Source organism: Rhodococcus sp. NPDC127527 (assembly GCF_042672245.1).
Taxonomy (GTDB): domain Bacteria; phylum Actinomycetota; class Actinomycetes; order Mycobacteriales; family Mycobacteriaceae; genus Rhodococcus_G.
Window position 1 is genome coordinate 56,980 of sequence record NZ_JBHXVP010000005.1, and the last position, 24,364, is coordinate 81,343.

Sequence of the window (24,364 nt, forward strand, 5' to 3'; positions counted from 1 at the left end):
GTCAGGAGACCGCGTCCTTCTCGCTGAGATCGGTTGCTGCGAAGGCGGATTCGAGGGAGTCGTGCCGGAAGACGGAGGTGACCTGGTCGTCCACCACGCGGAAGGCCGTCGCGGTTGTCGAGGTCTGACCGTCGAGCGTGGTCTGCTCCTCGACCACCACCACCCCGTGGTGAACGAACATCCGGCCCGGCGTCATGGTCAGCCCGGAGGTGGAGGCCCACTCGCGCAGGGTGGTCAGGCCCTGGCCAGCCCCGGTGTGGTCGCCGATCTCGACGTCGTCGCTGGACAGTGCCAGGAGAGTGTCGATGTCGGAGTCGTTGAGGGCGTCGTGCCACGCGAGGACTGTGGCGATCTCGGAGGTACTCATGACGCCCACGCTAATCGGTTTCGGGCCACCCGGTGGGGCACGAAACGGGATCATCCTGCTTGGGCGTCGACGTGCGGACGTCGGCGCGTGCACGATCCGGAACGGGGCAGCCCGATGGTCGCGAATCGTCGAAGGCCGATCACCGTCGTCGCGTCGCTGGTCGCGACGATGGTGCTGATTCTGGCCGGATGCAGTTCGGGTGGGTCACGCACCAGCACCACACCGGGCGTCAACGCGGGTGCCCACGGTGCCCTGGCCGCGTACCGGGAGCCGGTCAAGCTGTCGAGCAGGTTCGGCGTGCTCGAGGTGCGACTGTCGGCTCACCAGGGCACGGTGGCCCTCGACACCGCCTCGAAGCCGGTCTCCAACTTCCTGGTGTTCGGGTACGAGCTCATCCGGGGGATCGCCTCGGACGGGTCCACCAACGGCGACGACCTCTACCCGGCACCCACGCTGCGGGTCGACCCGGGCGAGCGGCTGATCGTGCACTACGACAACGACCTGCAGGACCTGACGATCGCGGACTTCTACGAGCCGGCCTTCACCCCGGCGGGCGGGGAGGTGCCGCTCTACCCGCCGGCGCTGACGTCCGCGCCGCTGAACCTGCACACCCACGGGGTGCACGTGAGCCCCGATGGCAACGCCGACAACGTGCTGCTCGACATCCCCGCAGGGATGGGCAACGTCTACGACTACGCGGTGCCGACCGACATGCCGAATGGCATGTACTGGTACCACAGTCACCGGCACACCGTCACCGCACAGCAGACCTACCTGGGGCTCGCCGGGCTGCTCGAGATCGGACGGCCCGACCGCAACCTGCCGCTGGTGACGCGGAACGACGTCCCGATCCGAGACATGGCGCTGCAGTACAACTTCGTGTTCGACCGCAAGGGCGGCGGCCACCAGCTCAACGACCCGAACTGGCCGCAGTACGTGAGCACGCTGAAGCCCCCGGAGGGCTCGCAGCTGGCCGACGGCACCTACGCGCCGAGCCTGGCTCCCGTGAAATTCTCCCAGACGACGAAGGGGGCGCAGTACGTCACCAACTGGCATGCCGGACCGCTGTCGACGGCGAATCACCGCGGGCAGAACCAGTTCGTGCCGGGCAACCTGCAGTCCTTCGCCGGCGACACGACGACGGTGCCCGCGGACCCGTCGCTGCCGGACAACCAGCGCGACGTGCAGTACACGATCAACGGGCAGTTCCAGCCGAAGCTGACACTGAAGCCCGACCAGACCGAGATCTGGGTGCTGGCGAACATCAGCGACTTCGCCTACATGCCGATCCGCCTGACCGAGACGGCGACGGGCCGCCACCCGAAGTTCGCGATCGTCGGGCAGGACGGCAACCCCTACACCCGGGTGGAGCTACCGGTCGGCGGCGACGGGACCAGGCTCGTCATCCCGCCGGCGTCGCGGTACGCGATCGCGGTGACGATGCCGAAGACCGGCGACCTCGTGCTCGACATGCCACCGCTCGAAGGTGCGAAGCCCGTCACCAATCCCGGTGTGCTGTACACGAACAACGGCACCGAACACTCGCCGGCCGTCCTCGGCACGGTGACGGTCGACCCGTCGGTGATCAGCTACGCCGACGGCTTCTTCACCTTCCCCACCCAGACGCTCCTGCACGTGACACCCGACAGCGGTGAGGGACAGACCACGCCGTTCGAGCCCGGCCAGAACCTCGACGCCTTCACCTCTTTCGTGGACACCTCGGTGATGACGCCGGACGTGAAGCGAACCCTCACGGTCGCGGGCGGGTTCGGCAACGAGAAGGCCAGCAGGAGCGATCCCAAGGCGTTCACCTACCAGTTCGACGACAACACCTTCCCGAACATCCCGCTGATCCAGCCACGGCTGAACTCCATGGAGGAGTGGTCGATCACCAATCTCGACAACGACGAGCATCCGATGCACATCCACGTCAACGACTTCCAGGTGATGGACATCGTGGACCCGGTGGCGGGCACCAGGACCGGGGTGCAGCCGTGGGGAGTGGACAACATCAACCTGATTGCTGTGGTGACACCGTTCCCGTCTTCGAGGGCACCCCGACCGTGGCGCTGGCCGACGTGAACGGTGACGGGGTGCTCGATCTCGTCGTCGGCACGGGACCCGGCGCGGCGCCGGAGGTCGTCGCCTACGACGGCGCCGACCGCGCCGACGGCCCGTTCAGCGCCGAACTGTCCCGGTTCGCGCCCTTCGACGCCGGATTCCGCGGCGGAGTGAGCGTCGCCGGCGCCGGCATCGACGGAAACCCCTTGGCCGACAACATCGTCGTGGGCACCGGTCCGGGCGCACCGTCGCAGGTGAAGGTGTTCTCCACCGCACTGCCCGCCGACGGGCGCGCGGCGCCCGAGGTGTTCTCCAGCTTCACCCCGTACCCCGGATCGAGCGCCGGGGTCAGCCTCGCGACCGGCATGGTCGACGCCGCCTCCGGCCGGGCCAGCATCGTGACCGCACCCGGTCGGGGCGAGGCCCCGCGGGTGAAGACGTTCCGCTACGACCTGTTCCAGCCGACCGCCGCGGCCGCGGCGAAGAGCGGGCACGGCGCGCACGGGGGAGCGGCGGCGGACGGCACCGGCGAGCCGAGGATGACGTCGGAGTTCCTGGCCTTCGACGAGAGCTACCGTGGCGGCGTCTCGCTCTCGACGGGCTGGGTGGCTGGCACCGAGGGCGGCGCGAAGAGCATCGTCACGGGGATGGAAGACGGCGCGGGCACGGTCCGGATGTGGTCCAGTGGGTCGCGGCTCGACGGCGAACCGGGGATGTACCTGGCGAGCCCGAATCATCATGCAGGAGAAGTGGATTTCCGTCAGATCGCCTCGTTCGAGCCGTTCGAGGGAGGCGGTGTGCGAGTCGGTACCACCAGCACGACCGCCGGTGCGGACCTGCTCGTCAGCGGCAAGGGGGCGGCCGGCGCCGAGGTGCGCAAGATCGCGCTGGGCCGCGCGGACCCGCAGGCGACCACGGTGGTGCCGTCGGCGCTGAGTACGTTGCCACCGCTGCCGACCGGACCGCTGGCGCTCGGTGGCCGATAGACCCGATTCAGCTGTCGAGGAAGGCCAGCAGGCGAGCGTGAAACGACTCGGCCGCTTCGCGGTGCGGCCAGTGGCCGGCGCCCTGCGCGATGAGGACGTCGACGGGGCCGGTGAACCGTGAGCGCGACCGCTCGAAGGCCGTCATCGGCACGATGTCGGTCGTGCCCCCGACCAGCAGTGCGGGTTGCGGCAGCCGGGGGACACCGCCGCGCCGATTGTCGACGTAGTACCGCAGGGCGCCGTCGAGGACCTCGTCGTCTGTGAAGGCCCGCTTCACGGCGGCGAGTGTCGCGTCCCTCGCGGGACCCGTCCAGTTCGGTGCCCAACGACGCATCAGCGTGTCCAGGTAGGCGAAGTCGTTCCGCCTGGCGAGCCAGGTCCGGGTGGGTAGCGCGAGGGTGAGGAAATGGCGCGCCCGCAGCAGCAACGCGGGTGTCGGTTCGAGCGAATTCGGATGCGGGATGGCGACCGCGACGAGCCTGGTCACCCTGTCGGGCGCAGCGGCCGCCGCGCGATAGACGACCGCGGCGCCCCAGTCGTGTCCGACGAACACGGCATGGTCGGCGCCTATGGCGTCGAGCAGCCGGATCGCGTCCTCCCCGATCTCGGAACTACCGTAACGGCGTTCGGGAACAATGGTTTTCGGGTGATAGCCGCGGAGGTAGGGCACCACGGTCCGGTAGCCGGCGGCGTTCAGCGCGGCGGCGGTGTCGGTCCACCCGGTCGGCAGGTCGGGAAACCCGTGGAACAGCACGACGAGCGGTCCCGATCCGGAGTCGGCGTATACGAATGTCTGCGCGTCGCCGTCGCCGGTGGTGATGGTTGCTGTTGTGAAGTCCATGCCGAAGTCCCGCGATCCCGTCAGGGCACGTAGAACGTGGCGAAACCCGGCTTCGCCACCGCGAGCAGGACCGGGAACGTGCACGCGAATGCCGTCAGCGCAGCACCACGGAAGAACTTCCTTCGGCGCATGAACCCGATGCTAGTCGCGGGTCACCAGGTTGTGTAGCCGTCGAATCCGGCGCCGCCTCGGGCTGTGTCAGTCCTCCGATTGCGCTCGGACGACGGCTTGTTCGCCGCGCGGTCCGAACAGGTGCAGGATCTCCACGGCCTTCGCGTCCGCGGGGCCGAACCAGTGCGGCTCGGTGGTGTCGAACTCGGCTATCTCGCCAGGGCGAAGGGTGAATTCGCGCTCGCCGAGTATCAGACGCAGGTCGCCGGCGAGTACGTACAGCCACTCGTAGCCGGTGTGGGTCACCAGCTTCGGCTGGCGGGGAGCAAGTACCTCCTTGAACACCTGTACCCGGCCCGGATACTGCGTCAGCGGCACGAGCGTGGTGCCGTGGCGTTTGTGGACGGGGGCGAGGTGAACCCGGGGGTCCCCGGTGGCGGGCGCCGCGATCAGCTGCTCGATCGCGATGCGATGTGCCCGCGCGAGCGGGATGAGCAGGTCGAGGGTGGGGCGACGGACGCCGGACTCGAGCCGCGAGAGTGCGCTCACCGAGATGCCGGTGTCGGCCGACAACGACTCGAGGGTGATGCCACGGTCCTTGCGCAGCCGGCGCAGTCGCGGGCCGATTGCTCCGAGTATCCGGTCCAGGTCGTCGTCCACTCCACCATTTTGCAGTTTCCGCAAATGTGCTGGGGGATCGACGGGGTCGGCCGTGACCATTCGGTGGTGAACGACCACCGGAAGGACCACCGATGACCAACCGAACCACCCTCCTCGCCCCGCGCCCGCTGAGTGCGCGCAGACGTCGGACGGTGCTGGCCGTCTGCTGTTCGAGCATGTTCCTCGTCGGCATGGACACGACGATCGTCAACATCGCGTTGCCGGCGATCGGGCAGGACCTGCGCATGGGAACGCTCGGCCTGGAATGGACCGTGGATGCGTACACCCTGGTCCTCGCCGGCCTCCTGATTTCCGCGGGGGCATTGGCAGACCGATTCGGGCGGCGACGTGTGTTCCAGCTCGGCTTGGTGGTGTTCGGGCTCGCGTCGCTGGCGTGTGCGTTCGCGCCCTCGGTCGGCACGCTGATCGCGGCCCGCGCAGTCCAGGGGATGGGCGCCTCGATGCTCAGTCCGGTCGCCCTCGCGATCGTGGTGAACGCGATCACCGATCCGAAGGAGCGAGCGCAGGCGATCGGCGTGTGGGCATCGGTCTTCGGGCTCAGCATGGCTGCGGGGCCCGTCGTGGGAGGCGCCCTCGTCGCGGGCATGGGTTGGCGATCGGTGTTCTGGATCAACGGGCCGATCATCGTGGCGGCGCTGATCCTCAGCGCGGTGTTCGTGCCGGAATCCCGTGCGCAGCAGCCGCGGAGGTTGGACCTCCCTGGTCAGCTCCTGTTGGCGGCCATCGTCGGTGTGACGGTCGGGGTGCTGATCGAGGGATCACGAATCGGATGGACGTCCGCGGCGGCGCTGACCGCATACGCCTGCGTGGCGGGAGCCGCAATCGTCTTCGTGCGCATCGAATCCCGCCGACCGGAGCCCCTCATGGACCCGCACCTGTTCCGGAGGCCGGCCTTCACCGCCGCGGTGCTGGGCGCGGTCGCGGTGTTCGTCGCCCTCAACGCAACGCTGCTGATCAACACTCTGTATCTGCAGCACAGCCGTGACATGACGCCGATTGCCGCCGGCGCGGCCACCCTTCCCCTGGCGCTGGGGGCAACCGTCTGCGCACCCCTGTCGGGTTATCTGGTCGGCCGCCTCGGCCCGCGGCCACCGCTGCTGCTGGCCGGCGGCTTCCTCGCTGCGGGTGGGCTCTGCCTCGTTCCGCTCTCCGCCCACACCGGCCTGTCGCAGCTGCTCCTGGCGTACCTGCTGATCGGCATCGGGTTCGGCTTCGCCAACGCGCCGATCACCAACACCGCGGTCGGTGGGCTGTCTTCCGATCGCGCCGGTGTCGCCGGCGCGATCACGTCCACCGCTCGCCAGTTCGGCGCGGCCGTCGGTGTCGCGGTCGCGGGCAGCGTCGTCGCGGGCGCGACAGCGGTGGAGCTCGCGCCCGCGTCGCGTCCCGGCTGGATGCTCGTCACCGGCTGCGGGCTCTTCCTGTTCGTCGTCGCTCGGGCATCGGGGAGGCCCGCTGTGGAATCCGCTCTGCCGCAACGACGATAACGCCCGCTGATATCCGTCGGCCGTCAGAGCGCGCGGGGGCAGCCGCCCACTAGCACTGATCGCCGCAGGGGTACGGCTCAGTGGTCGGGTACGACCGCGCCGGAGACTGCGTCGACGTTCACGTCGTAGTCCCAACCCTGGGTGTTGCGGATGTGGACGTGCCACACCGGGTTTCCGTCGTGTTGGACGAGTTCGGACGAGACGACCGTGCCGCCGGGCACGGTCGCGACAGCGGTGTGTTCCGCCTGCTCCTTGGTGACAGCCTGCATCGACGCGCTACCCGTTGGCATCGACATCGAGGGGGCGGCAGCGCTCACCGAAGTGGTGGGGGTGTTGTCATTGCTGCTCGAGCCGCATCCCGCCAGCAGCAACGCCGATGCCGCGGCAATGGGGATCAGGCTCGCACATCGCACACTTCTCGTGGTCATCGTGGGTCCTCGATTCCATCGAAGGCGTGAACCTGCCTGCCAGAGTACGGCAGGGGCACCCCGCCGGGCGGGGCATTTCGGTCGGGTCCGTCCTGGTCTCGGCCGGTAGCGAGGTCCTCGCACTGCACCCTGGCCGGCAAGACGCCTTGGCATTTCAGGTACTCGCGCGCTCCCGTGTCGCCTGCGGCCGTGCCGGCCATGGGCTCCCAGTGCCGCCGGGCCGCGACGACCGGATGGCCGGGTCGGCCGCCGTAGAAGGCGCGCGCCAGTCCGTTCGGGGCGGCGGCGGCGGCCCCGAGCACGCGGGCCACGACGCCGCCGCCGACGTCCGGCAGGTCCACGAGGTGGATGACCGCGTACCGCGCGCCCGGGTGGTCGGCCGCGGCGCGCAGTCCCGCACGCAGGGATTCGCCCACGCCGTCGGCCCAGCGCTGCGCGTACACGGCTGCGGCGCCCGGGGGAAGGGGTGTGTCGGCGGCGCCCAGCACCACCAGGACGTGCCCGCAGCCGCCGCCCAGCAGTGCGTCGACGGCAGACCGCAGCCAGAGCCCCTCGTGAGCAAGAACTTTGGGTAACCCGTACCGGCTGCCGGAGCCCGCCGCGAGAAGTAGCCCCAGTACCTCGACTCGGTTCGGGGGCGCCGTCGGGCCGCGGTCTTCCCGCCGTTCGGCGACCTGCGGCAGAATCTCGCGCATCGAGGGTGTCCGTTCGCTCGTGGTCGGCTGTCTGGGCGGCGTTCTCTCAGGGCAGGGTCCAGAACGTCCTCGTCACCAGGTAGAAGACGAGGGTCCAGAGCACCATGGCCCCGGCGACGACGGCGAATCCCTGCAGATTCGTCCTCGGCTCCGAGGCGTCCGGCGGCGGTCGCAGCCAGCGCCCCAGCATCCGGTTCACGTAGTGCGGCATGGTCACGAAGGTCATGATGAAGCTGGACAACAGGTTTCCGACGAGCAGACCGAGCCAGAGCGGCATCTTCAGCGGGGACAGTGCGAGAGTGAGCAGCACGACGGTGGGGTAGAGGCCCACCCAGACGGCGACGGAGGTCTTGACGTCCGAGGGCGGCGGCGCCTCGTTTCCCTTCTCGTCGAACGCGAACCAGCTGCCGAAGGAGTTGTCGACGGTCCGCGAGGTGAACTCGTGGAACCGCTCGCCCTCGGCGAGGAGCTGCTGTCGCTTCGCCGAGGTGAGCCAGGTGAAGAGGTTCGCCGCGTTTTCGTACCGGTAGAGGGCGGTCCAGTCGTCCTGTACGCCCTCGATGGGACGGAAGAGTTCGCTGCCGCGAAATCCCTCGAATCTGCGCTCCGCCAACTGCATACGGTTCTGCCAATCGAGGAAGTCGTCGACGTTCTCCGGGGTCACGCGGTGCGTCACGACGACCGTCACGAGTTGGTCGTTCGGGCGGGATCCGCCGGTGATCACCTGCTGGGTGGCCGGGCCGTCGAGGTACCGCTGTCCGTGGTCGAGCCGGTCCTGGCGGGTGGCGCTGTTGATCCACGCCTGGACGTTGGCGACGGAATCGAAGCGGTAGACCACCACCCAGTCGGGCTGCACGGCTGTGGGCGCCGCGATCTGGGCACCGAGGAAACCGGGGTACTGCGAGGCAGCGACGTTGATCTCCTCCTGCCAGGCGGTGAACGCCGCCTCGCACCCCGGGCGCACCCGCTGCCCGATGATGACGGTTGCGGTGTCGCGGGGGTGGTCCTCGGTATCCATCGCGGGCCTCCTACCGCCGCTTCGGGGGATCGCCCGCCCGCGATTCGACCAAGCGGCGGTAGATGCGTTCGGGCGTCAGCGGAAGGGCGCGGTAGCGCAGCCCCGTCGCATTCTCGAGGGCGTTGGCCAGCGCGGGCGCGACCGGGTTGATGCAGCACTCCGCCATGCCCTTTGCTCGCATCGGTCCGACCGAGTCCGACGAGTCGACCAGGAGCACCTCGGTGCGGGGGATGTCGGCGTACGTGGGGATGCGGTAGTTGCGCAGGTTCGGGTTGAGCACCACCCCGGTGTCGTCGACGAGGAAGTTCTCGGTCAACGCGAAACCGATGCCCTGGGCCACGCCGCCCTCGATCTGCCCCCGCACCTGCGCAGGGTTGATGACAACGCCCGCGTCGGTCGCCTGCACGCTGCGGAGGATGCGGATCTCGCCGGTGACCCGGTGCACGGCGATGCGGAAGCCGTGCGTGTTGGACACCACGCTGCGGGGCGACCCGTAGGCCTTGCGCGCGGCGGTGAACCGGATGCCGCGGTCGCGGGCGGCATCGACGAGCACGGACAGCGTCACCCGGGTGTCGCCACAGAGCACGCCGTCGTCGTCCATCGAGCATGCAGCGACGTCGACCCCGGCGTGTGCGGCGGCGAACACCAGGATGCGCTCGCGCAGCGCGGTCGATGCCAGCAGCACGGCGTTTCCGGCGACCGCGAGACCCGCGCTGGCGAACGCGCCGGTGTCAAACCCCGTTCGGTCGGTGTCCGATTGCACGAGCCGGACTCGAGTCGGCGTGGTGCCGAGCAGGGTCGACGCGATCTGCACGTGCGCGGTGGAGGTGCCCTCGCCGAATTCGACGGTGCCGACGGCGATCTCGTAGATGCCGTCGTCGCCGAGGGTGGCCCATGCCTCGGAGATGTGTTCGGTCGGGGGTGCGGTCTCGTGTAGCGAACTGGCGGTGCCGGCGCCGACCAGCCAGTCGTCGCCGGGGGGAGGCCCGGCGCCGCCCCGCCGCAGAGCCTCGTCGACGAGGTCGATGCACCGCGCGAGGCCGTCCTCGGCGAACACGACGTCGTCGGGGCCGTCGTCGAAGGCGACGAGGGAATCGCCGGGACGCACGATGTTGCGGCGACGCAGTTCGAGCGGGTCCATGCCGAGTGCGACCGCCAGTTCGTGCATGGCGGACTCGACGGCGAACGTGGGCTGGGTCATGCCGTAGCCGCGCAGCGCGCCGCTGGGCACGTTGTTGGTGTACACCGAGTACGCGTCGTACTTCTTGTTGGCGCAGCGATAGAGCATGACGGCGGCACCACCTGCGAACAGCGTTTCACCGCCGTGGTTTCCGTACGCGCCGGTGTTCGAGACGTTGCGCACCTGGATAGCGGTCAGGGTGCCGTCGGCGCGGGCGCCGAGCTTGATCGTGAGGGTCATCGGGTGACGTGGCGAGGCCGTCGTGAACTCCTCCTCTCGGGTGTACTCCAGGCAGGTCGGGCGCCCGGTGTCCAGCGTGGCCAGGGCGACCAGGTCCTCGGCGATCACCTCCTGCTTGCCGCCGAAGCCGCCGCCGACCCGCCCGCAGAACACTCGCAGCTGATCGGGACGCAGATCGAACAGGTGCGCCAGCTTGACCTTCGCGATCGAGGGGGACTGTGAGCTGGTCCGCACGTGCAGGCGCCCGTCCTCCATCCAGGCGATGGACCCGTGGGTCTCCAGGTGCGCGTGCTGCACGCGTGGCGAGAAGTAGGTGCCCTCGTGGACCACGTCAGCTTGGGCGAACCCGGCCTCGACGTCGCCGACGTGCCCGTGGAGTTCGAGCAGGATGTTGTGCACCGGATCCCGCACGAACGGGTCGGCCGAGCCGTGCAGCGCCGGGGCACCGTCGGCCATCGCCTCCTCGGGATCGAACACCGCGGGCATCGGCTCGTACTCGACCACGACCCGGCGGCAGCCCTCCTCCGCGGCGCCGACCGACTCTGCCAGCACCGCGACCACGCGTTGCCCGACGAAGCGCACTGTGTCGTCGAGGATGTAGGTGTCGTCGGGATCGACGAGGTGGTCGGTGTGGATGGCGGTGGTGAAGCGCTTGCGCGGCACGTCCTGCCAGGTGTACACGCGGTGCACGCCGGGCACCGCGAGTGCCGCGGCCTTGTCGATGGAGACGATGCGGGCGTGGGCGTGCGGGGAGTGCAGCACCTTCAGATGCAGCATGCCCTCGATCGAGGTGTCCATGGTGAACTCGGCGCGGCCGGTCACCACGTCCGCGGCGGCCGGGGCACCGACGCTGGTTCCGACGGCGCCGCCCGGGCTCGCGTCCTCGATCCCGGTCACCCCGTTCACGGCGTCCTCGATGGCCCGGTAGCCGGTGCAGCGACACAGGTTGCCCTTGAGGGCGCGGGGCAGGTCGTCGCGCTGGGCGTCGGTGAAGGTCGCCGCCGTCATGATCATGCCCGCGGTGCAGAAGCCGCACTGGAAGCCGGGGGCGTTGCGGAACTGCCGCTGCAGCGGATGCAGGTTCTCGGGGGAGCCGAGGCCCTCGATCGTGGTCACCTCGCGGCCGTCCGCGCGGAACGCGGGGGTGATGCAGCTGTGCACCGGGGCGCCGTCGAGCCACACCGTGCACGCGCCGCAATCACCTGCGTCGCAACCCTTCTTGACGCCATGATGGCCGAGCTCGCGGACGAACGTCCGCAGGCACTGTCCGGGGCCCGGCTCCTCGTCGAACGTCCTGCCGTTCACGTGGTACGCCATGGCCGTTCTCCCTACGCGAGTTCGACGCGGATCTGTTCGGCGAAATGCCTCGTCAGGTGATGCCGGTGTTCGGGGCTGCCGTTCGGGTCGTCGAACCACACGTCGTCGGGCAGTGCGTCGATGCGACGGCGCAGTGTCTCGGCGTCGGGCGGGGTGGGGAAGGACAGTCGGATCGGCCGGGTGGTGCCGGCGGTGACGGTGAGCGTCAGGTCAGCGGTGCCGGGCGTCCGGGTGCCGACGACGAACACCGTGGACCGGCCCAGGCGGGTGAGGGTGAAACGGCGGTGTGTGTGGCACTTGCGCAGTGCATCGACGGGAATGTCGATGTGCCGCAGGATCTCGCCGGGAGCGAGGACGTTCTCGTGGTCGCCGGTGACGAAGTCGGCGGCGTCGACGGTGCGTTGCGACCCGTCGGTCGCCCACAGGGTGTAGGTGGCTTCCAGCGCGACCGTCATCGTGATCATCGGGCCCGCAGGCAGCGACATGCAGATGTTGCCGCCGACCGTCGCCGAGTTCCACACCTTGAACGACGAGAGGAAGGCCTCGCAACTCGTCGTCAGGAGAGGGGCGGCGAGCCAATCGCTGTGCGGGGCAAGCTCGTACAGCTCGCGAATCGTGCAGGTCGCACCGATCCGCAGGCCGGCCTCGCTGGGTACCAGCGAGTCCCAGCCGAGGGCGGTGAGGTCGACGAGGCGGCGCAGGGAGGGCTGCGGGACGGAGAACAGCCAGGTTCCTCCGGCCAGCCAGGCGTCCCCGTCGCGCCACTGCGCGCCCGGGCGGTCGAGTGGACGCCGCACGACATCGGTGATGGTGTTGAGATCCATGGGACCGCTCCCGTCAGGGAATGTGTCGTGCCAAAGATATCCGACCGGCTCGGCGCGAGGTCGGGGTTTGACGGTACGTCCGTACGCGCGGCCTGGCGGTTTCCCGGGCCCCGGGGCTTGCGGATATGATGGGCGCGCTTTGTTCGCCTCCTTAGCTCAGTGGTAGAGCACTCGCCTTGTAAGCGAAAGGTCGTCAGTTCAATCCTGACAGGGGGCTCCACGCGTCCGACCGGCGCAGATGCGGGCCGGCCTGGGCGCGCACCCCGCCGAACCTGCCGTCCGCTTCGGCCCCTCAGCGCATGGCCGGCAGGCCGAATCCCTTGACCGCGGCGGCGAGCAGGCCGACGGCGAGCGCGACCCCCGCGGTGACGCGGATCGCGGCGGACTTGATGCGAGGGCTCGAGGTCAGCGTCACGGTGGCTATCTCCTTGGTCGCTCGGTTTCGGTGGCCGGACCCGACTGTAATCACCGTCACAGGAGATGGCCACCAAAGGACCATTTGGTATTTATCGAGGTGATGCGAGTCGCGTCCGGAAGCGTCGAGTCATCCCGGACGGCGGTTGGCACACTCTCAGCAAACCCGATGCTTTCGGGCGGGGCTTGCAGTCGAACGCCCCCGCTCGGCACGAGCCGAGCGGGGGCGTTCGGGGGAAATCGGGTCAGCACTTGCCTTCGACGCCGGCGGTGACGCCGCGCTGGAAGTCGGCCTTGTCCTTCTCGGACTTTGCCTCCCAGTCCGGAGCCGTCTTCGCGAGATTGACGAACTCCTCGCCGATGGCCTGCGGCGAGTTGGCGCCGTCGGTCAGTCCGGAAGCCTGCAGCGTCTTGACGTAGTTCAGGACGCCGTTGCACGTGTCGAGGTAGGTGTCGCCGGTGGGAGCGGCATCCGACGCGGAACCCAGCGCGGTGGCGTCGGAGGTCGGGGCGGCGCTCGTCGACGCGGACGTGGACTCGGAATCGGATCCGCAACCGGCGGCGAACAGGGAGACGGTGGCGAGTGCCACGACAGCAAGGGTGATGCGTTTCATGCGGTATCTGTATCAGACGATCCGAGGGGTGGTCGGCACCGGTGGGAGGAGTTGACATTCTGCGGGGAAATCGATGGCCCGGACTGTTGCTTTCCGGGGGGCCGAGGACGACCGTGGAAGGAGTAATCCCACGTGGGGTCGCCCCACACGTCGAGGTCGCCCCGGCAATCGACTCGACGAGCTTTGGAGGAGTCATGCTCGGACTCGCAATTGGCCTGGCGGGCGCAGCGGTAGGGATCGGTCTCGGGTTGCTCGGGGCCGGTGTCGGCATTCTGCTCAGCGACGTATCGGCCAAGCATCGCATTCGTCCACTCGAACGCTGATCCGTCATGGCGGATCGGTCCACCGTTCCCGACCGGCGGATCGACTCCGATCGGGAGGAAAGGAAGACTCGAGCACCCTCTGTGGCTCAGCATCCGTTCGAATGGCTGCGATCCCACGCCGGCCGCCGTCGTGGCGTTCGAGGTGAGCGGCCGGTTCCGGACGGCGCGAACGATGTGCTCGAACGGCTCGCGACCTTGCCGGTGAGCGTGTGGAGCTATCGCTTCGACCACGACTCGGTGCGACACATGGGCCCGATGGCGCAGGACTTCGCCGCGACCTTCGGTCTCGGCTCGTCGGACCGGACCATCGCTCTCGTCGACGCCAACGGCGTCTGCATGGCCAGTATCCAGGCGTTGCATCGCAGGCTGGTGGAGGTCGAGGCCGAGCTGGCGCGGCTCCGTGTCGGGCAGTCGGAGGAGGGAGTTTCCTCCGACTAGGTCGAGCCGTCGCGCCCCGGCGGTCCGGGCGCTATCGTTCGATGCGGAAGCAGACGCCCGGACGAGGAGTGCGATGCCTGCCATCACCCTGCACGCCCCCGACGGTCCGATCGGCGCGGTTGTCGAATCACCTTCCGGCAGTGGGCCGTTCCCCGGCGTGGTGATCGTGCACGACATGCTGGGTCTGAGCGTCGACATCCGGAACATCACCCGCAGCATCGCCGATCACGGCTACCTCGCGCTCGCCCCCGACCTCTACTCGCGGGGCGGCCGGGTGCGCTGCGTGCCGCGCGTGTTCCGGGAGTTGATCGGTCGCCGCGGCCGGGCCGTCGAGGATCTGCTCGCCGCGCGCGAGCGTCTCGTCGGGGACGAACGCTGCACGGGCGCCGTGGCGGTGGTCGGATTCTGCATGGGAGGTGGATTCGCGCTCGTGATGGCGCCCAAGGGGTTCGACGTCTCGGCGCCGTTCTACGGCGTACTGCCTCGGCAACTCGACGAGGCGCTCGGCGGGGCCTGCCCGATCGTCGCGAGCTACGGCATGCGCGACCCGTTCCTTGCCGGTGCCGGGGCCAAGCTGTCGGGCGCGCTGGGCAGGCTCGGCGTCCCGCACGACGTGAAGACCTATCCCGGGGTCGGCCACAGCTTCGCGAACCACCTGCCGGCGCCGGAAGTGCTGCTGCGGATCACCGGTTTCGCCTACGGGCCGGAGCAGTCCGAGGATGCGTGGCGGCGGGTGTTCGCGTTCCTCGAGACCCACCTGCCCGCGCCGGGCGGCGCAGAGGGCCCGCGGTAGCGAGGTCTACGGGTAGTCGGTGCCGTTGGCCCGGCCGCCCTTGAGCCACCGGCCGGGCAGCCGTCCGGCCAGCTCGCCGAGCGGGCCGACGGCGGAACTGAGCACGCCGACGGTCTCCCGGAGCAACTCGATGCTGTCGCCCATCTTCTCCAGGTTGGGTGCCAGCGCGGCGAGCGTCTCCGACAGCGAGACGATCTGATCGAGGGGGCCGCCCTCGACGATGATCCGTTCGAGCGCGCCGTCCTCGGCGAGCAGTGTCTCCAGGATGCCGCCCTCCTCGAGCGCCCGGTCGATCAGGCCGCCCTCCTTGGTGAGCGTCTCGAGCGGACCGGCGGTGGCGGTGAGCCGTTCGAGCGGCCCGTCCTCGGCGGTGATCCGGTCGAGCAGGCCGCCGCGGGCGAGCAGTCGCTCGATCGGGCCGTCCTCGTCGAGCAGCCGGTCCACCGGTCCGCCGGTGGCCAGGACGCGTTCGAGCGGCCCGCCCGGTTCGATGATCCGCTCGAGGGTGCCGCCGGGCGCGGTCAGGCGGTCGACCACCCCGCCGGGCTCGAGCAGTCGGTCGAGGGGTCCGCCCGGCCGCATCGCCTGACCGAGCGGCCGCTCGTCCGACGCGAGCTCGGCGACCTGTTGCAGCAGTTTCAGCGGTCCGGACGGATTGGCCGCGGCGATCCCGCCGAGGCTCGCTGCTCCCGATCTCGTCGACGCGGCGAGCAGGACGCGGGCGGCGCCGAGGGCGGTTTCGGCCACTCCCAACGCCGAATCGGTGAGCGCGAGGCCGGCCCGCGCCGGCAGTGTGACCATCGCCACCAGGTTCATGGGGATAACTGTAACCCTGCGGTGACGGGCAACACGCCCGGTCCGGGCGCGGCGAGCTGTCAGTGCAGGACCTTGAGCCCGATCACGCAGCCGACGATGCCGAGGATCAGCAGGACCTTCACGATCGACGAGGATTCGGAGCCGGTGATCATCGCGTAGGCGACCGTGAGGGACGCGCCGATGCCGACCCACACCGCGTACGACGTGCCGATCGGCAGCGTCCGCATCGCGTAGGCGAGGCCGGCCATGCTGGCGACGAGAGCCACGCCGAACACGACCGAGGGCGCGAGACGCGAGAACCCGTCCGACTTGCCCAGGGCGGTGGCCCAGACGGCTTCGAGGATTCCGGAAATGACGAGCACAATCCATGCCATGGTGTGATTCTCCCAAGGCACCGTCTTGTCGCTGGCCGGGTACGGTGCTGCTCGTCCGGGTGTCATATTGACGTCCTTACCGTAGCAAACGACGTGTCCCGACCGCCGGTGTGTTCCGTCACCGTCGGTCGCAGATGCACAGCGTCAGCGCTGCGGCACCTGCGAGATCTGCACGATCGCAAGGCGATTGCCCAGACCGCCCGGATACGGGGTGATCCGCAGGCTGGACAGCGCCCACTCGTTCTCGCCCGACCGAAGCCGAGCCTGCGCATCGACCGGCTCGGTGGACCCGGAATCGAACCGCGAGCGGGCGAGTTCCAGCACGCCCTGATCCTCCGGGTGGATGATCCGGTCACCGCCCTCGATTCCGCGCCAGTGCACCCAGGGGGCCGGCTCCGCCAACCACATGGTCAGCAGGCCCAGTTCGGTCTCGAACAGCGCGGTGTAGATCCCCGCCCCGCGCATCACCTCCTGCATGCCGAGTTCGGCGAGCGTGGGCCGGCGCGGCTCCACCGTGTCGGTGACGTCGTGCCAGAGCAGTCGCAGGCCGGCCTGCCCCGGCTCGGTTCTGGCCTTGGCCCAGCAGTGCCACCGCATGATCCGGCCGTCCGCGTGCAGCACGCTCATGTCGGAGTCCCACCTCGCGCCAGGCCGCGGATTGAACGCCAGTGCGAACAGCGACTCCGATTCGTCGAACTTCACCGCCTTGGCGTAGTACTCGGCGGGCGTCCGTTCGGTGACGTGATCCTCGGGGAGGACGCCGGACATCATCGATGCCTCGAGCGTCTGCGCGATCATGAGTCGTTCGAGCAGCCAGGAGATTCCGGACGCGACCCGCGGCGCGGTCGGCTCGACCTCGGCGTCGCCGATCCACAGCTGGACGCCGTGTGCGTCTCCGGACGGACCTAGGACGGGGAACGCCTCGAGGCGATACCACCCGCGTTTCCCCTTCTGGGACCGCACTTCCGCCACCTCGCGTCGGCGGCCGGACCGCACGGCCTCCACCAGCGGCTCGACCCGGATGTCCGAGGTGGGCGCCAGGCGGCCCACGGAGGTCCATGCGCGTACGGTGCCTCCGGTGCTGACGACCGTCGGCGAATCCCCGGCCAAGGTCTCGACCAGGTGCCATTCGTTCATGCTGTGTAGCCCCCGATCACCGCGACCGGACCCGGAGGGTGAGGCCGCGTGGCTTGAGGGTGACCGCCTCCTGGATGTCGAGGGAATATGTCGGGTCGGCCTCGAACTCGTACCGCCGCAGCAGTTCCGCCAGCGTCAGCACCGCCTCGTGCAGCGCGAACTGGCGGCCGATGCACGAGCGGGGCCCGGTCCCGAACGGCCGGTACGCGTCGCGCGGACGCTTGCGAACCTGCTCCGGCAGGAACCGGTCCGGGTCGAACGTCTCGGTGTCGTTGCCCCACACGGGGTCTCGATGCAGCTGCGGCAGCAGCACGAACACCCATGATCCCAGCGGCATCGGGTACCGGCCGCCGAGCACCGTGTCGACCCGGACCTTGCGGAAGTAGCCCGGCGCCGCCGGCCACAGTCGCAGGGTCTCGTCGACCACCCGGCGCAGGTACCGCAGCTTCCCCACCTGATCGAACGAGAGTGGGCCGCCGTCCGAGGCCACCATCTCGATCTCCGCGCGGGCAGTCGCCGCGATCTCGGGGTGCTTCGTGAGGTAGTAGAGGGCGAATCCGAGTGTCCCCGCGGTGGTCTCGTTCCCGGCAACCAGGAAGGTGATCACCTGGTTGCGGATGTTGACCGGGTCGAGCGGTTCTCCGCAGGCCGGATCGACGGTGCTCAGCATCAGATCGAGGAGGTCGTCGTGACCGCCCGGGTTGCGGCTGCGTTCGGCGATCACGTCGTCGACCACCGAGCGCATCAGCGCGATGTCCGCCCGGTGCTGGGCGGCGGCCTTCCGGCCGAACAGCTTTCGTACGAACGGCAGGTCGTTCGAGGTGCGGTTGACGTGTGCCAACGCGCGCGACATGGCGGTCACGAACGGGTCCTCGGTCTTCGTGAACGAGCCGAAGTCGTAGCCGAACCCGGCCAGTCCGATCACGTCGAGTGTGAGCCGGTTCATGTCCCGCGCGACATCGACCGGGCGGCCGGTCGCCGCGGCGCCGTCCCACGCGGACCGGAGGCCGTCGAGGGCCCGGAGCATCGAGCCGTGATAGCCCCGCAGCGCCGCCTGACTGAAGCCGGGATTGAGGATGTTGTGTGCCTTCGCCCAGTTCGGCTCGTTGCTGAACGCCGTGAACAGTCCGTCCTCGGCGATGCCGCGGAGCTTTCGGATCGGCTGGCCGAGGGACTTCGCCCACGTGGACTCGTCGTTGACCTCCGAGACCAGGTCGACCCCGGAGACGACGACGAGGCGCTGATTGACGATCTTGCGCTCGAAGATCGGGCCCAGTTCGGCGGCCATCCGCATTTCCTTCTGCACCGGCTTGGCCGGGTCGACGCTCAACAGATCGCCCAGCACGGGCAGGCGGTGGCGTGGCGTCGGGATGGCGACGCTCGGTCCGGCGGGTGTCGCAGGCACCGGTCCGGGCACGGGGGACGGCTCGGCGGCGGCGTGCGGGCACTTGTCGGAGGTCACACCCAGAGTCTGCCGCATTCCCGGATTCGCCGATCGCCGATGGCGGCAGGTGATCACGGGTGGTTCGTCCGCCGGGCGAATCCCTGGCAGGACCGCCCGGCGGACGCCTCGCGATCCGGACCCCTCGTGGATGCGGGAGCACCCGATCCCGGATCGAGTCGGAGGACGGGACGAATCGGACGCCGATGGTGGGCGCCCGGCGCGGTGACCGTCGAGGTCGGTGCGCCCGAAGACCAACAGGTGGGCGACACCGTGAGTGCTACGTCCGGATCCGACACGACAGGAACCGGGGAACTCCCGCCAGGGAGCGCACGTAGAGCCTATCGTACGGGTCCGATACCGACTCACAGGAAGCTCCCAGCGAACCATCAGGCGGAGTCCAGCACTCGCGGTGATGATGAGGACGTGAGTGCCACTCGAACCGAGGCCAGAGTCCTGATCGTCGACGACGAACCCAACATCGTCGAACTGCTGTCCGTGAGCCTGCGATTCCAGGGGTTCGAGGTCGAGGTCGCAGGCAACGGACCCGAGGGCCTGGACAAGGCCCGTGCCTTCCGGCCGGACGCGATGATCCTCGACGTGATGATGCCGGGCATGGACGGCTTCGGGCTGCTTCGTCGTCTTCGCGCGGACGGCGTCGACGCACCGGTGCTGTTCCTGACCGCGAAGGACGCGGTCGAGGACAAGGTCACCGGGCTCACCCTCGGCGCCGACGACTATGTCACCAAGCCGTTCAGCCTCGAGGAGGTCGTCGCGCGGCTGCGGGTGATCCTGCGCCGCGTCTCGCGGGATCCGGATGCCGCCGAGCCGTCCCGGATCCGATTCGCGGACCTCGAACTCGACGACGACACCCACGAGGTGTGGAAGGACGGGGAGCCGGTCTCGCTCTCGCCGACGGAGTTCACCCTGCTGCGGTACTTCATGGTCAACGCCGGTGTGGTGCTGAGCAAGCCGCGGATCCTCGACCACGTGTGGCACTACGACTTCGGCGGCGAGGTCGGGGTGGTCGAGTCGTACGTGTCGTACCTGCGTCGCAAGGTGGACACCGGCGACAGGCGGTTGATCCACACCTTGCGCGGGGTCGGCTACGTGATGCGCGAGCCGAGGTAGCCACGGTGCGACGCCTCCACCGGATGCCGCTGCGCGTCACCCTGGTGGCCGCACTGCTCGTGCTCGCCGCGCTCGGATTGGCCGCGTCCGGGATCGCGGTGACCTCCGCGATGAGGAACTCCCTCATCGCACGCACGGACACCTCCCTGCGCGAGGCCGCGCACGGCTGGGCCAAGCCGCGCGAGGGCAGGCCGTTACCGCCGCCCCCGGACGCCGAGCTCGGACCGGCCCGGCCGCCGAGCCCGTTCTACGTCCGCAGCGAGACGCCCGACGGCGCCACCCGGCTGGTGATCAACGACCTGTCGGGTGTCGAGCCGGAGCTGCCCGCGAATCCCGGACCCGACCCGGTCACCGTCGGGTCGATCGGCCACCCCAACGAACACTGGCGGGCGCTGACCGTCACCACGCCGAACGGGACCGTCACCGTCGCGATGCGGCTCGCGGACATCGATCAGACCGTGGAGCGGCTGATCGGCCTGCAGGTCGGCATCGGGGTGGCCGTGCTCGTCGCGCTCGGCGTGGCCGGATACTTCGTGGTGCGGCGCAGCCTGCGGCCGCTCGCGGAGGTCGAGAAGACCGCGGCCGCGATCGCCGAGGGCAGGCTGCACCAGCGAATCCCGGTGCGCGAGGACCGAACCGAGGTCGGCAGGCTGACGGTCGCGCTGAACGGCATGCTCGCGCAGATCCAGACCGCGTTCGCCGCGACCGAGGCGTCCGAGGAGTCGGCCCGCCGGTCCGAGGAGAAGATGCGCCGTTTCGTCGCGGACGCGAGCCACGAGCTGCGCACGCCGTTGACGACGATTCGTGGTTTCGCCGAGCTGTACCGGCAGGGCGCGATGTCCGACACCGAACTGGTGATGTCGCGGATCGAGGGCGAGGCGTCCCGGATGGGACTGCTCGTCGAGGACCTGTTGATGCTGGCCCGGCTCGACGCCCAACGCCCGCTCGAGCGCAAGCCGGTGGACCTGCTCGCGGTGGCCTCCGACACGGTGCACGACGCGCGGGCCGTCGCGCCGGACCGGGACATCAGCCTCGAGGTGGTCGACGGTCCGGGCTTCCCCGAGGTGCTCGGGGACGACGCGCGGCTGCGGCAGGTGCTGACGAACCTGGTGGGCAACGCCCTCGGGCACACCCCGGCGGACGCGGCGGTCACCGTGCGAGTCGGCACGGTCGGCGCCGACGCCCTGCTCGAGGTCGCCGACACCGGGCCCGGGCTCGGGCCTGCGGAGCGCGAGCGGGTCTTCGAACGGTTCTATCGCGGGGACTCCTCCCGGACCCGCGAATCCGGCGGCACCGGGTTGGGGCTCTCCATCGTGACGGCGCTGGTCGCCGCACACGACGGCGTCGTGACGGTCACGTCCGAACCGAGCGCAGGCACGGTGTTCCGGGTGCGGTTGCCGAGGATCGATCCGGACTGACCATCGTCGAGCTGGCGATCATCGCTCACGATCCGACTTTCGGCGCCGCGCGAGCGATGATCGCCGCGGTGTCCACGCCGGTCGGGAGGGTCCCGAAGACACTGCCCCAGTCGCCCGAGAGTCGGCTGACGCAGAACGCGTCGGCCACCGCGGGGTGGCCGTACCGGACCAGCAGCGATCCCTGCAGCGCGAGCGCCATGTCGCCGACGATCCGGCGGGCCCGGTGCACGGCGGTCGCGAGGTCGCCGAAACTCGCCTTCAGTCGGGCCACCGCGGCGTCCACGCGAGCGTCGGCGCCCGCCGCGGCGTCGAGTTCGTCGAAGAAGACCTGCAGTGTCTCGGGCTGTTTCGTGATCGCCCGCAGGGTGTCGAGGGCGGCGACGTTGCCGGAGCCCTCCCACACCGACAGCAGCGGCGCCTCCCGGTAGAGCCGTGGCATCCGCGAGTCCTCGACGTATCCGTTGCCGCCCAGGCATTCCAGTGCCTCCGCCGCGTGGATCGGCCCGCGCTTACAGACGAAGTACTTGCTGACCGCGAGGGAGATCCGGCGCAGAGCGATCGAGCGCTCGTCGCCTGCCGTGGCGCGGTCGGTCAGCGCGGCCAGCCACATGGCGACCGTGGTCGTGGCCTCGGACTCGACGGCGAGGTCCGCGAGGACGTTCCGCATCAGCGGCTGGTCGACCAGGTGGGCGCCGAACGCGCTGCGGTGGGTGGCATGGTGTGTGGCCTGCGCCGTACCCACCCGCATCCCGGTGGCGGTGCCGATGGTGCAGTCGAGTCGGGTCATGTTGACCATCTCGATGATGGTCGGCACGCCGCGCCCCTCCTCACCGACGAGCCAGGCGACGGCCTCGTCGTACTCGACCTCGCTGCTCGCGTTCGAGTGGTTACCGAGCTTGTCCTTGAGCCGCTGCAGGTGCATTCGATTGCGGGTGCCGTCCGGCAGGACTCGGGGGAGGAGGAAGCAGGAGAGTCCATCGGGAGCCTGGGCGAGGACCAGGAACACGTCCGACATCGGCGCGGAGGTGAACCACTTGTGCCCGGTCAGGAGGTAGCTGCCGTCGGCCCGCGGGACCGCCCGGGTGGTGCCGGCGCGGACGTCGGAGCCGCCCTGCTTCTCGGTCATGGACATGCCGGCGATCAGGCCTGGCTTGGTCAGCGGCGGTACGAGTTTCGGATCGTAGGCGCGCGCGGTGAGCAGCGGCTCGTACTGCGCGGCGAGTTCCGCGTTGTGCCGCAGGGCGGGCACGACGGCATAGGTCATCGAGATCGGGCAGCCGTGGCCGGCGTCGACCTGGCCCCACACCGCCATCTTCGCCGCCCGGACCAGGTGGGCGTTCGGGTTCGGGTCCGCCCAGGGCGCACCGTGCAGTCCCATCTCGACGGCGGTGGTCATCAGCTGGTGGTAGGCGGGGTCGTACTCGACTTCGTCGATGCGATTCCCGTAGCGGTCGTGCGTGCGCAGGACCGGCGGATGCGCCTCGGCGAGGTCGCCCCAGTGCTGGGCCTCCTCGCTGCCCGCGAGTTGTCCGACGCGGTGCAGCTCGTCGAGCTCGGCGTGCGCGCCCGCGCGCTGCAGCGCCTCGAGGATCGGCGGATAGTCGGCCGCGTCGTGGTCGACCAGCGGGGGTACCTGGTTGAAGACCTCGTGGGTGGCACTCATGTCGGGCTCCCTAGCGATCGAAGTGTGAAGGTCAGAAGGGTGGGAACGACGGTGTCGTCGGCGTGGCCGCGGGCCAGCGGCAGGATCAGGGCCTCGCCGATCGCGCCGACGATGCAGGCGGCGGTGACCGTGGCGTCCTGAGCGGGTATCTCCCCGGCGTCCGCGGCCTCGGCGATCGCGACGGCGAGTGAATCGCGGAATGACTCGCGGAACAGGAGGCGCTCGGTGTCGACCTGCGGGTCGACGGGTTCGATCAGCAACGCGTAGGCGAGGGTCGGGGCGCGCAGTGCCCGGTCGGCGAAAGTCTGCACGGAGGCCGAGACCGCGGTGATGCAGGGGCCGCCGTCGGCGCGAGTCGCGTTTGCGGCGTTCGCCGCCGCGGCCACCTCGCGGCTGCACACGATCCGGAAGACCTCGGCGAACAGCTCGCCCTTGTTCGAGAAGTGCCGATAGACCGTGCCGGTGCCCACGCCCGCGTCGGCCGCGACCGCCGATATCGAGCACCCGCCGTACCCGTGCTGAGCGACCAGCCCGATCGCGGAATCGATGAGCCTGGTTCGCATGGAGTTCAGCCGTTCCTGGACGGCCGGGGTGCGTCGGTACGCCATGACCAAGGAGTGAACACCGATTCCGTTCTTGGGTCAACGGTTGACAGTCCCCGTCGGGCTCGGTCGGCGCTGCGTGCGGGACTCCGCCTCGCTAGCGCCGCTCGGGGGACGGCAGCCACACCGGCTCCGCAGGGATCCGTTCCAGCACACCGCCGGTGAAGACGTCGTACAGCGGAAGCTGCTCGGCGTGCACGTAGCCGATGTGGCAGTCACACAGTTCCACCGGACAGGGGCGCGGCCGCAACGCCTTTCGGAAGGAGCCGTCGTACAGGTTGCCCAGTTCCTCGGGGACGAGATGGCAGCGCCGGACGGTGCCGTCACCGTCGACGGACACCACCGTGTCCCCGGTACGGCACGCGCGACCCCGCGTCCGGTGCGGATGCCGGCTGAACTCGAAGAGCGGGTCGATGCGACTCCAGTCGGCCGCGTCGGCGTCGGTGTACAGGTGCCCCTCCGCGGCGTTGACCCACAGGTACACCGGATCGGGCAGCTCGGCGCGCAGCCGCCGGGCGGCCTCCAGGTGCTCCGGCAGCCCGACGACGCCCACGCTGAACCGCACGCCGAGTGCGGTCAGCTCGGTGGTCTTGGTGAGGAACCGGTCGTGCGGCGTCTGCCCGGGGTGGTACGTGCACCACAGGGCAACAGCGTCGCGGTCGGTGTCGGTGAGCCAGCCGGTGCGGCAGCTGAGATTGGTCTGGATCGCCACCCGGCGCACATGAGCCAGCCGGGACAGGTTCACCAGGGCCCGCCGGTACCAGGACCGCACCAGGCCCTCGCCCCACGGGGTGAACAGGATCGACAGCTCCTGATCCTGGCCCGCCGCCCACACGCAGAAGCGTTCCAGCGCGGCCCGGTCTGCCCGCAACTGCTCGGGGGTGTCCCGGCGCTTGGCGAACGGGCAGTACGGGCAGTCGTAGTCGCAGGACGCCAGCGGGCCTCGGTACAGAATGGACAGCAC

General features: G+C 69.7%; 22 protein-coding genes, 1 tRNA gene, 1 pseudogene and 1 riboswitch. Of the genes and pseudogenes, 7 read left to right on the forward strand and 17 right to left on the reverse strand.

The genetic code is table 11. From position 1 onward, the window contains the following. Nucleotide 1 precedes the first annotated feature (1 nt). The gene (locus ACFVH2_RS10640) at nucleotides 2-367 is read right to left on the reverse strand and encodes a nuclear transport factor 2 family protein (protein ID WP_378425661.1); all 366 of its coding nucleotides are present in this window, start codon (nucleotides 365-367) and stop codon (nucleotides 2-4) included. Nucleotides 368-481: 114 nt separating this feature from the next. Between ACFVH2_RS10640 and ACFVH2_RS10645 the strand changes: the two are divergent. Next, a pseudogene (locus tag ACFVH2_RS10645) lies at nucleotides 482-3,414 on the forward strand (multicopper oxidase domain-containing protein). A gap of 7 nt (nucleotides 3,415-3,421) precedes the next feature. On the opposite strand, the gene ACFVH2_RS10650 reads toward ACFVH2_RS10645, so the two are convergent. Beyond that, complete coding sequence (locus ACFVH2_RS10650) at nucleotides 3,422-4,255, reverse strand: alpha/beta fold hydrolase (protein WP_378425659.1); 834 nt, start codon at nucleotides 4,253-4,255, stop codon at nucleotides 3,422-3,424. 198 nt (nucleotides 4,256-4,453) lie between these two features. Then, nucleotides 4,454-5,026, reverse strand: coding sequence for a helix-turn-helix domain-containing protein (locus tag ACFVH2_RS10655; RefSeq protein ID WP_378425657.1), 573 nt, complete (start codon nucleotides 5,024-5,026; stop codon nucleotides 4,454-4,456). Nucleotides 5,027-5,118: 92 nt separating this feature from the next. On the opposite strand from ACFVH2_RS10655, the gene ACFVH2_RS10660 reads away from it, so the two are divergent. Then, nucleotides 5,119-6,534: an MFS transporter gene (locus ACFVH2_RS10660; protein WP_378425655.1), complete on the forward strand. Its 1,416-nt coding sequence runs from the start codon at nucleotides 5,119-5,121 to the stop codon at nucleotides 6,532-6,534. 77 nt (nucleotides 6,535-6,611) lie between these two features. Here ACFVH2_RS10660 and ACFVH2_RS10665 read toward each other — a convergent pair whose 3' ends face one another. Genes ACFVH2_RS10665 through ACFVH2_RS10685 form a run of 5 tightly spaced genes read right to left on the reverse strand, consistent with a single transcriptional unit; the run spans nucleotide 6,612 to nucleotide 12,236 of the window. Next, nucleotides 6,612-6,962, reverse strand: coding sequence for a PepSY domain-containing protein (locus ACFVH2_RS10665; protein ID WP_378425653.1), 351 nt, complete (start codon nucleotides 6,960-6,962; stop codon nucleotides 6,612-6,614). Then, complete coding sequence (locus ACFVH2_RS10670) at nucleotides 6,959-7,657, reverse strand: NTP transferase domain-containing protein (protein WP_378425651.1); 699 nt, start codon at nucleotides 7,655-7,657, stop codon at nucleotides 6,959-6,961. Before ACFVH2_RS10670 ends, ACFVH2_RS10665 begins: the two co-directional genes overlap by 4 nt. Nucleotides 7,658-7,703: 46 nt before the next feature. Beyond that, nucleotides 7,704-8,675, reverse strand: coding sequence for an antibiotic biosynthesis monooxygenase (locus ACFVH2_RS10675; protein ID WP_378425649.1), 972 nt, complete (start codon nucleotides 8,673-8,675; stop codon nucleotides 7,704-7,706). 10 nt (nucleotides 8,676-8,685) lie between these two features. Then, nucleotides 8,686-11,412, reverse strand: a complete 2,727-nt coding sequence (locus tag ACFVH2_RS10680) for a molybdopterin-dependent oxidoreductase (protein WP_378425647.1) — start codon at nucleotides 11,410-11,412, stop codon at nucleotides 8,686-8,688. Nucleotides 11,413-11,423: 11 nt separating this feature from the next. Continuing rightward, entirely contained in the window at nucleotides 11,424-12,236 is an 813-nt protein-coding gene (locus tag ACFVH2_RS10685; RefSeq protein ID WP_378425645.1) for an FAD binding domain-containing protein, read from the reverse strand. A gap of 145 nt (nucleotides 12,237-12,381) precedes the next feature. Between ACFVH2_RS10685 and ACFVH2_RS10690 the strand changes: the two genes are divergently transcribed. After that, a tRNA-Thr gene (locus tag ACFVH2_RS10690) sits at nucleotides 12,382-12,456 on the forward strand. Between the two features lie 72 nt (nucleotides 12,457-12,528). Here ACFVH2_RS10690 and ACFVH2_RS10695 read toward each other — a convergent pair. Both ACFVH2_RS10695 and ACFVH2_RS10700 read right to left on the reverse strand, forming a co-directional pair. Further along, entirely contained in the window at nucleotides 12,529-12,651 is a 123-nt protein-coding gene (locus ACFVH2_RS10695; protein WP_378425643.1) for a hypothetical protein, read from the reverse strand. 244 nt (nucleotides 12,652-12,895) lie between these two features. Further along, nucleotides 12,896-13,264 carry a hypothetical protein gene (locus tag ACFVH2_RS10700; RefSeq protein ID WP_378425642.1) on the reverse strand — a complete coding sequence of 123 codons (369 nt, stop codon included), beginning with the start codon at nucleotides 13,262-13,264 and terminating at the stop codon, nucleotides 12,896-12,898. Nucleotides 13,265-13,668: 404 nt separating this feature from the next. Here ACFVH2_RS10700 and ACFVH2_RS10705 point away from each other — a divergent pair, with 404 nt between their 5' ends. Both ACFVH2_RS10705 and ACFVH2_RS10710 read left to right on the forward strand, forming a co-directional pair. Continuing rightward, nucleotides 13,669-14,025 carry a tail fiber domain-containing protein gene (locus ACFVH2_RS10705; RefSeq protein ID WP_378425640.1) on the forward strand — a complete coding sequence of 119 codons (357 nt, stop codon included), beginning with the start codon at nucleotides 13,669-13,671 and terminating at the stop codon, nucleotides 14,023-14,025. A 73-nt stretch (nucleotides 14,026-14,098) separates the two neighbouring features. Beyond that, nucleotides 14,099-14,818, forward strand: coding sequence for a dienelactone hydrolase family protein (locus ACFVH2_RS10710; protein WP_378425638.1), 720 nt, complete (start codon nucleotides 14,099-14,101; stop codon nucleotides 14,816-14,818). A 6-nt stretch (nucleotides 14,819-14,824) separates the two neighbouring features. Here the strand turns inward: ACFVH2_RS10710 and ACFVH2_RS10715 are convergent, their stop codons facing one another. The 4 genes from ACFVH2_RS10715 to ACFVH2_RS10730 form a co-directional block, all read right to left on the reverse strand. Continuing rightward, nucleotides 14,825-15,634, reverse strand: a complete 810-nt coding sequence (locus ACFVH2_RS10715) for an ABC transporter (RefSeq protein ID WP_378425636.1) — start codon at nucleotides 15,632-15,634, stop codon at nucleotides 14,825-14,827. A gap of 59 nt (nucleotides 15,635-15,693) precedes the next feature. Next, entirely contained in the window at nucleotides 15,694-16,008 is a 315-nt protein-coding gene (locus ACFVH2_RS10720; protein WP_378425634.1) for a DMT family transporter, read from the reverse strand. A 14-nt stretch (nucleotides 16,009-16,022) separates the two neighbouring features. After that, a riboswitch (guanidine-III (ykkC-III) riboswitch) is annotated at nucleotides 16,023-16,085 on the reverse strand. 67 nt (nucleotides 16,086-16,152) lie between these two features. Next, nucleotides 16,153-17,145, reverse strand: a complete 993-nt coding sequence (locus ACFVH2_RS10725) for a GAF domain-containing protein (RefSeq protein WP_378425632.1) — start codon at nucleotides 17,143-17,145, stop codon at nucleotides 16,153-16,155. 16 nt (nucleotides 17,146-17,161) lie between these two features. Then, nucleotides 17,162-18,607 (reverse strand): cytochrome P450, encoded by a 1,446-nt coding sequence (locus ACFVH2_RS10730; protein ID WP_378425630.1) that lies wholly within the window; start codon nucleotides 18,605-18,607, stop codon nucleotides 17,162-17,164. 405 nt (nucleotides 18,608-19,012) lie between these two features. On the opposite strand from ACFVH2_RS10730, the gene ACFVH2_RS10735 reads away from it, so the two are divergent. Both ACFVH2_RS10735 and ACFVH2_RS10740 read left to right on the forward strand, forming a co-directional pair. Continuing rightward, nucleotides 19,013-19,717: a response regulator transcription factor gene (locus tag ACFVH2_RS10735; RefSeq protein WP_378425628.1), complete on the forward strand. Its 705-nt coding sequence runs from the start codon at nucleotides 19,013-19,015 to the stop codon at nucleotides 19,715-19,717. A 23-nt stretch (nucleotides 19,718-19,740) separates the two neighbouring features. After that, nucleotides 19,741-21,135: a sensor histidine kinase gene (locus ACFVH2_RS10740; protein ID WP_378425724.1), complete on the forward strand. Its 1,395-nt coding sequence runs from the start codon at nucleotides 19,741-19,743 to the stop codon at nucleotides 21,133-21,135. 25 nt (nucleotides 21,136-21,160) lie between these two features. Here the strand turns inward: ACFVH2_RS10740 and ACFVH2_RS10745 are convergent, their stop codons facing one another. From ACFVH2_RS10745 to ACFVH2_RS10755, 3 genes are all read right to left on the reverse strand, one after another. Further along, complete coding sequence (locus ACFVH2_RS10745) at nucleotides 21,161-22,798, reverse strand: acyl-CoA dehydrogenase family protein (protein ID WP_378425626.1); 1,638 nt, start codon at nucleotides 22,796-22,798, stop codon at nucleotides 21,161-21,163. Further along, a complete protein-coding gene (locus ACFVH2_RS10750; RefSeq protein ID WP_378425624.1) occupies nucleotides 22,795-23,406 on the reverse strand; it encodes a TetR/AcrR family transcriptional regulator in 612 nt (203 codons plus the stop codon). The genes ACFVH2_RS10745 and ACFVH2_RS10750 overlap by 4 nt, the downstream gene beginning before the upstream one ends. A 91-nt stretch (nucleotides 23,407-23,497) precedes the next feature. Further along, complete coding sequence (locus tag ACFVH2_RS10755) at nucleotides 23,498-24,364, reverse strand: STM4011 family radical SAM protein (RefSeq protein WP_378425622.1); 867 nt, start codon at nucleotides 24,362-24,364, stop codon at nucleotides 23,498-23,500.

Bases quoted from the DNA above. Each gene is read 5' to 3' on its own strand.
- ACFVH2_RS10715 (WP_378425636.1), bottom strand. From the start codon at position 15,634: ATGAACCTGGTGGCGATGGTCACACTGCCGGCGCGGGCCGGCCTCGCG.
- ACFVH2_RS10725 (WP_378425632.1), bottom strand. From the start codon at position 17,145: ATGAACGAATGGCACCTGGTCGAGACCTTGGCCGGGGATTCGCCGACG.
- ACFVH2_RS10700 (WP_378425642.1), bottom strand. From the start codon at position 13,264: ATGAAACGCATCACCCTTGCTGTCGTGGCACTCGCCACCGTCTCCCTG.
- ACFVH2_RS10665 (WP_378425653.1), bottom strand. From the start codon at position 6,962: ATGACCACGAGAAGTGTGCGATGTGCGAGCCTGATCCCCATTGCCGCG.
- ACFVH2_RS10720 (WP_378425634.1), bottom strand. From the start codon at position 16,008: ATGGCATGGATTGTGCTCGTCATTTCCGGAATCCTCGAAGCCGTCTGG.
- ACFVH2_RS10750 (WP_378425624.1), bottom strand. From the start codon at position 23,406: ATGGCGTACCGACGCACCCCGGCCGTCCAGGAACGGCTGAACTCCATG.
- ACFVH2_RS10685 (WP_378425645.1), bottom strand. From the start codon at position 12,236: ATGGATCTCAACACCATCACCGATGTCGTGCGGCGTCCACTCGACCGC.
- ACFVH2_RS10680 (WP_378425647.1), bottom strand. From the start codon at position 11,412: ATGGCGTACCACGTGAACGGCAGGACGTTCGACGAGGAGCCGGGCCCC.
- ACFVH2_RS10640 (WP_378425661.1), bottom strand. From the start codon at position 367: ATGAGTACCTCCGAGATCGCCACAGTCCTCGCGTGGCACGACGCCCTC.
- ACFVH2_RS10745 (WP_378425626.1), bottom strand. From the start codon at position 22,798: ATGAGTGCCACCCACGAGGTCTTCAACCAGGTACCCCCGCTGGTCGAC.
- ACFVH2_RS10650 (WP_378425659.1), bottom strand. From the start codon at position 4,255: ATGGACTTCACAACAGCAACCATCACCACCGGCGACGGCGACGCGCAG.
- ACFVH2_RS10740 (WP_378425724.1), top strand. From the start codon at position 19,741: ATGCCGCTGCGCGTCACCCTGGTGGCCGCACTGCTCGTGCTCGCCGCG.
- ACFVH2_RS10675 (WP_378425649.1), bottom strand. From the start codon at position 8,675: ATGGATACCGAGGACCACCCCCGCGACACCGCAACCGTCATCATCGGG.
- ACFVH2_RS10660 (WP_378425655.1), top strand. From the start codon at position 5,119: ATGACCAACCGAACCACCCTCCTCGCCCCGCGCCCGCTGAGTGCGCGC.
- ACFVH2_RS10670 (WP_378425651.1), bottom strand. From the start codon at position 7,657: ATGCGCGAGATTCTGCCGCAGGTCGCCGAACGGCGGGAAGACCGCGGC.
- ACFVH2_RS10710 (WP_378425638.1), top strand. From the start codon at position 14,099: ATGCCTGCCATCACCCTGCACGCCCCCGACGGTCCGATCGGCGCGGTT.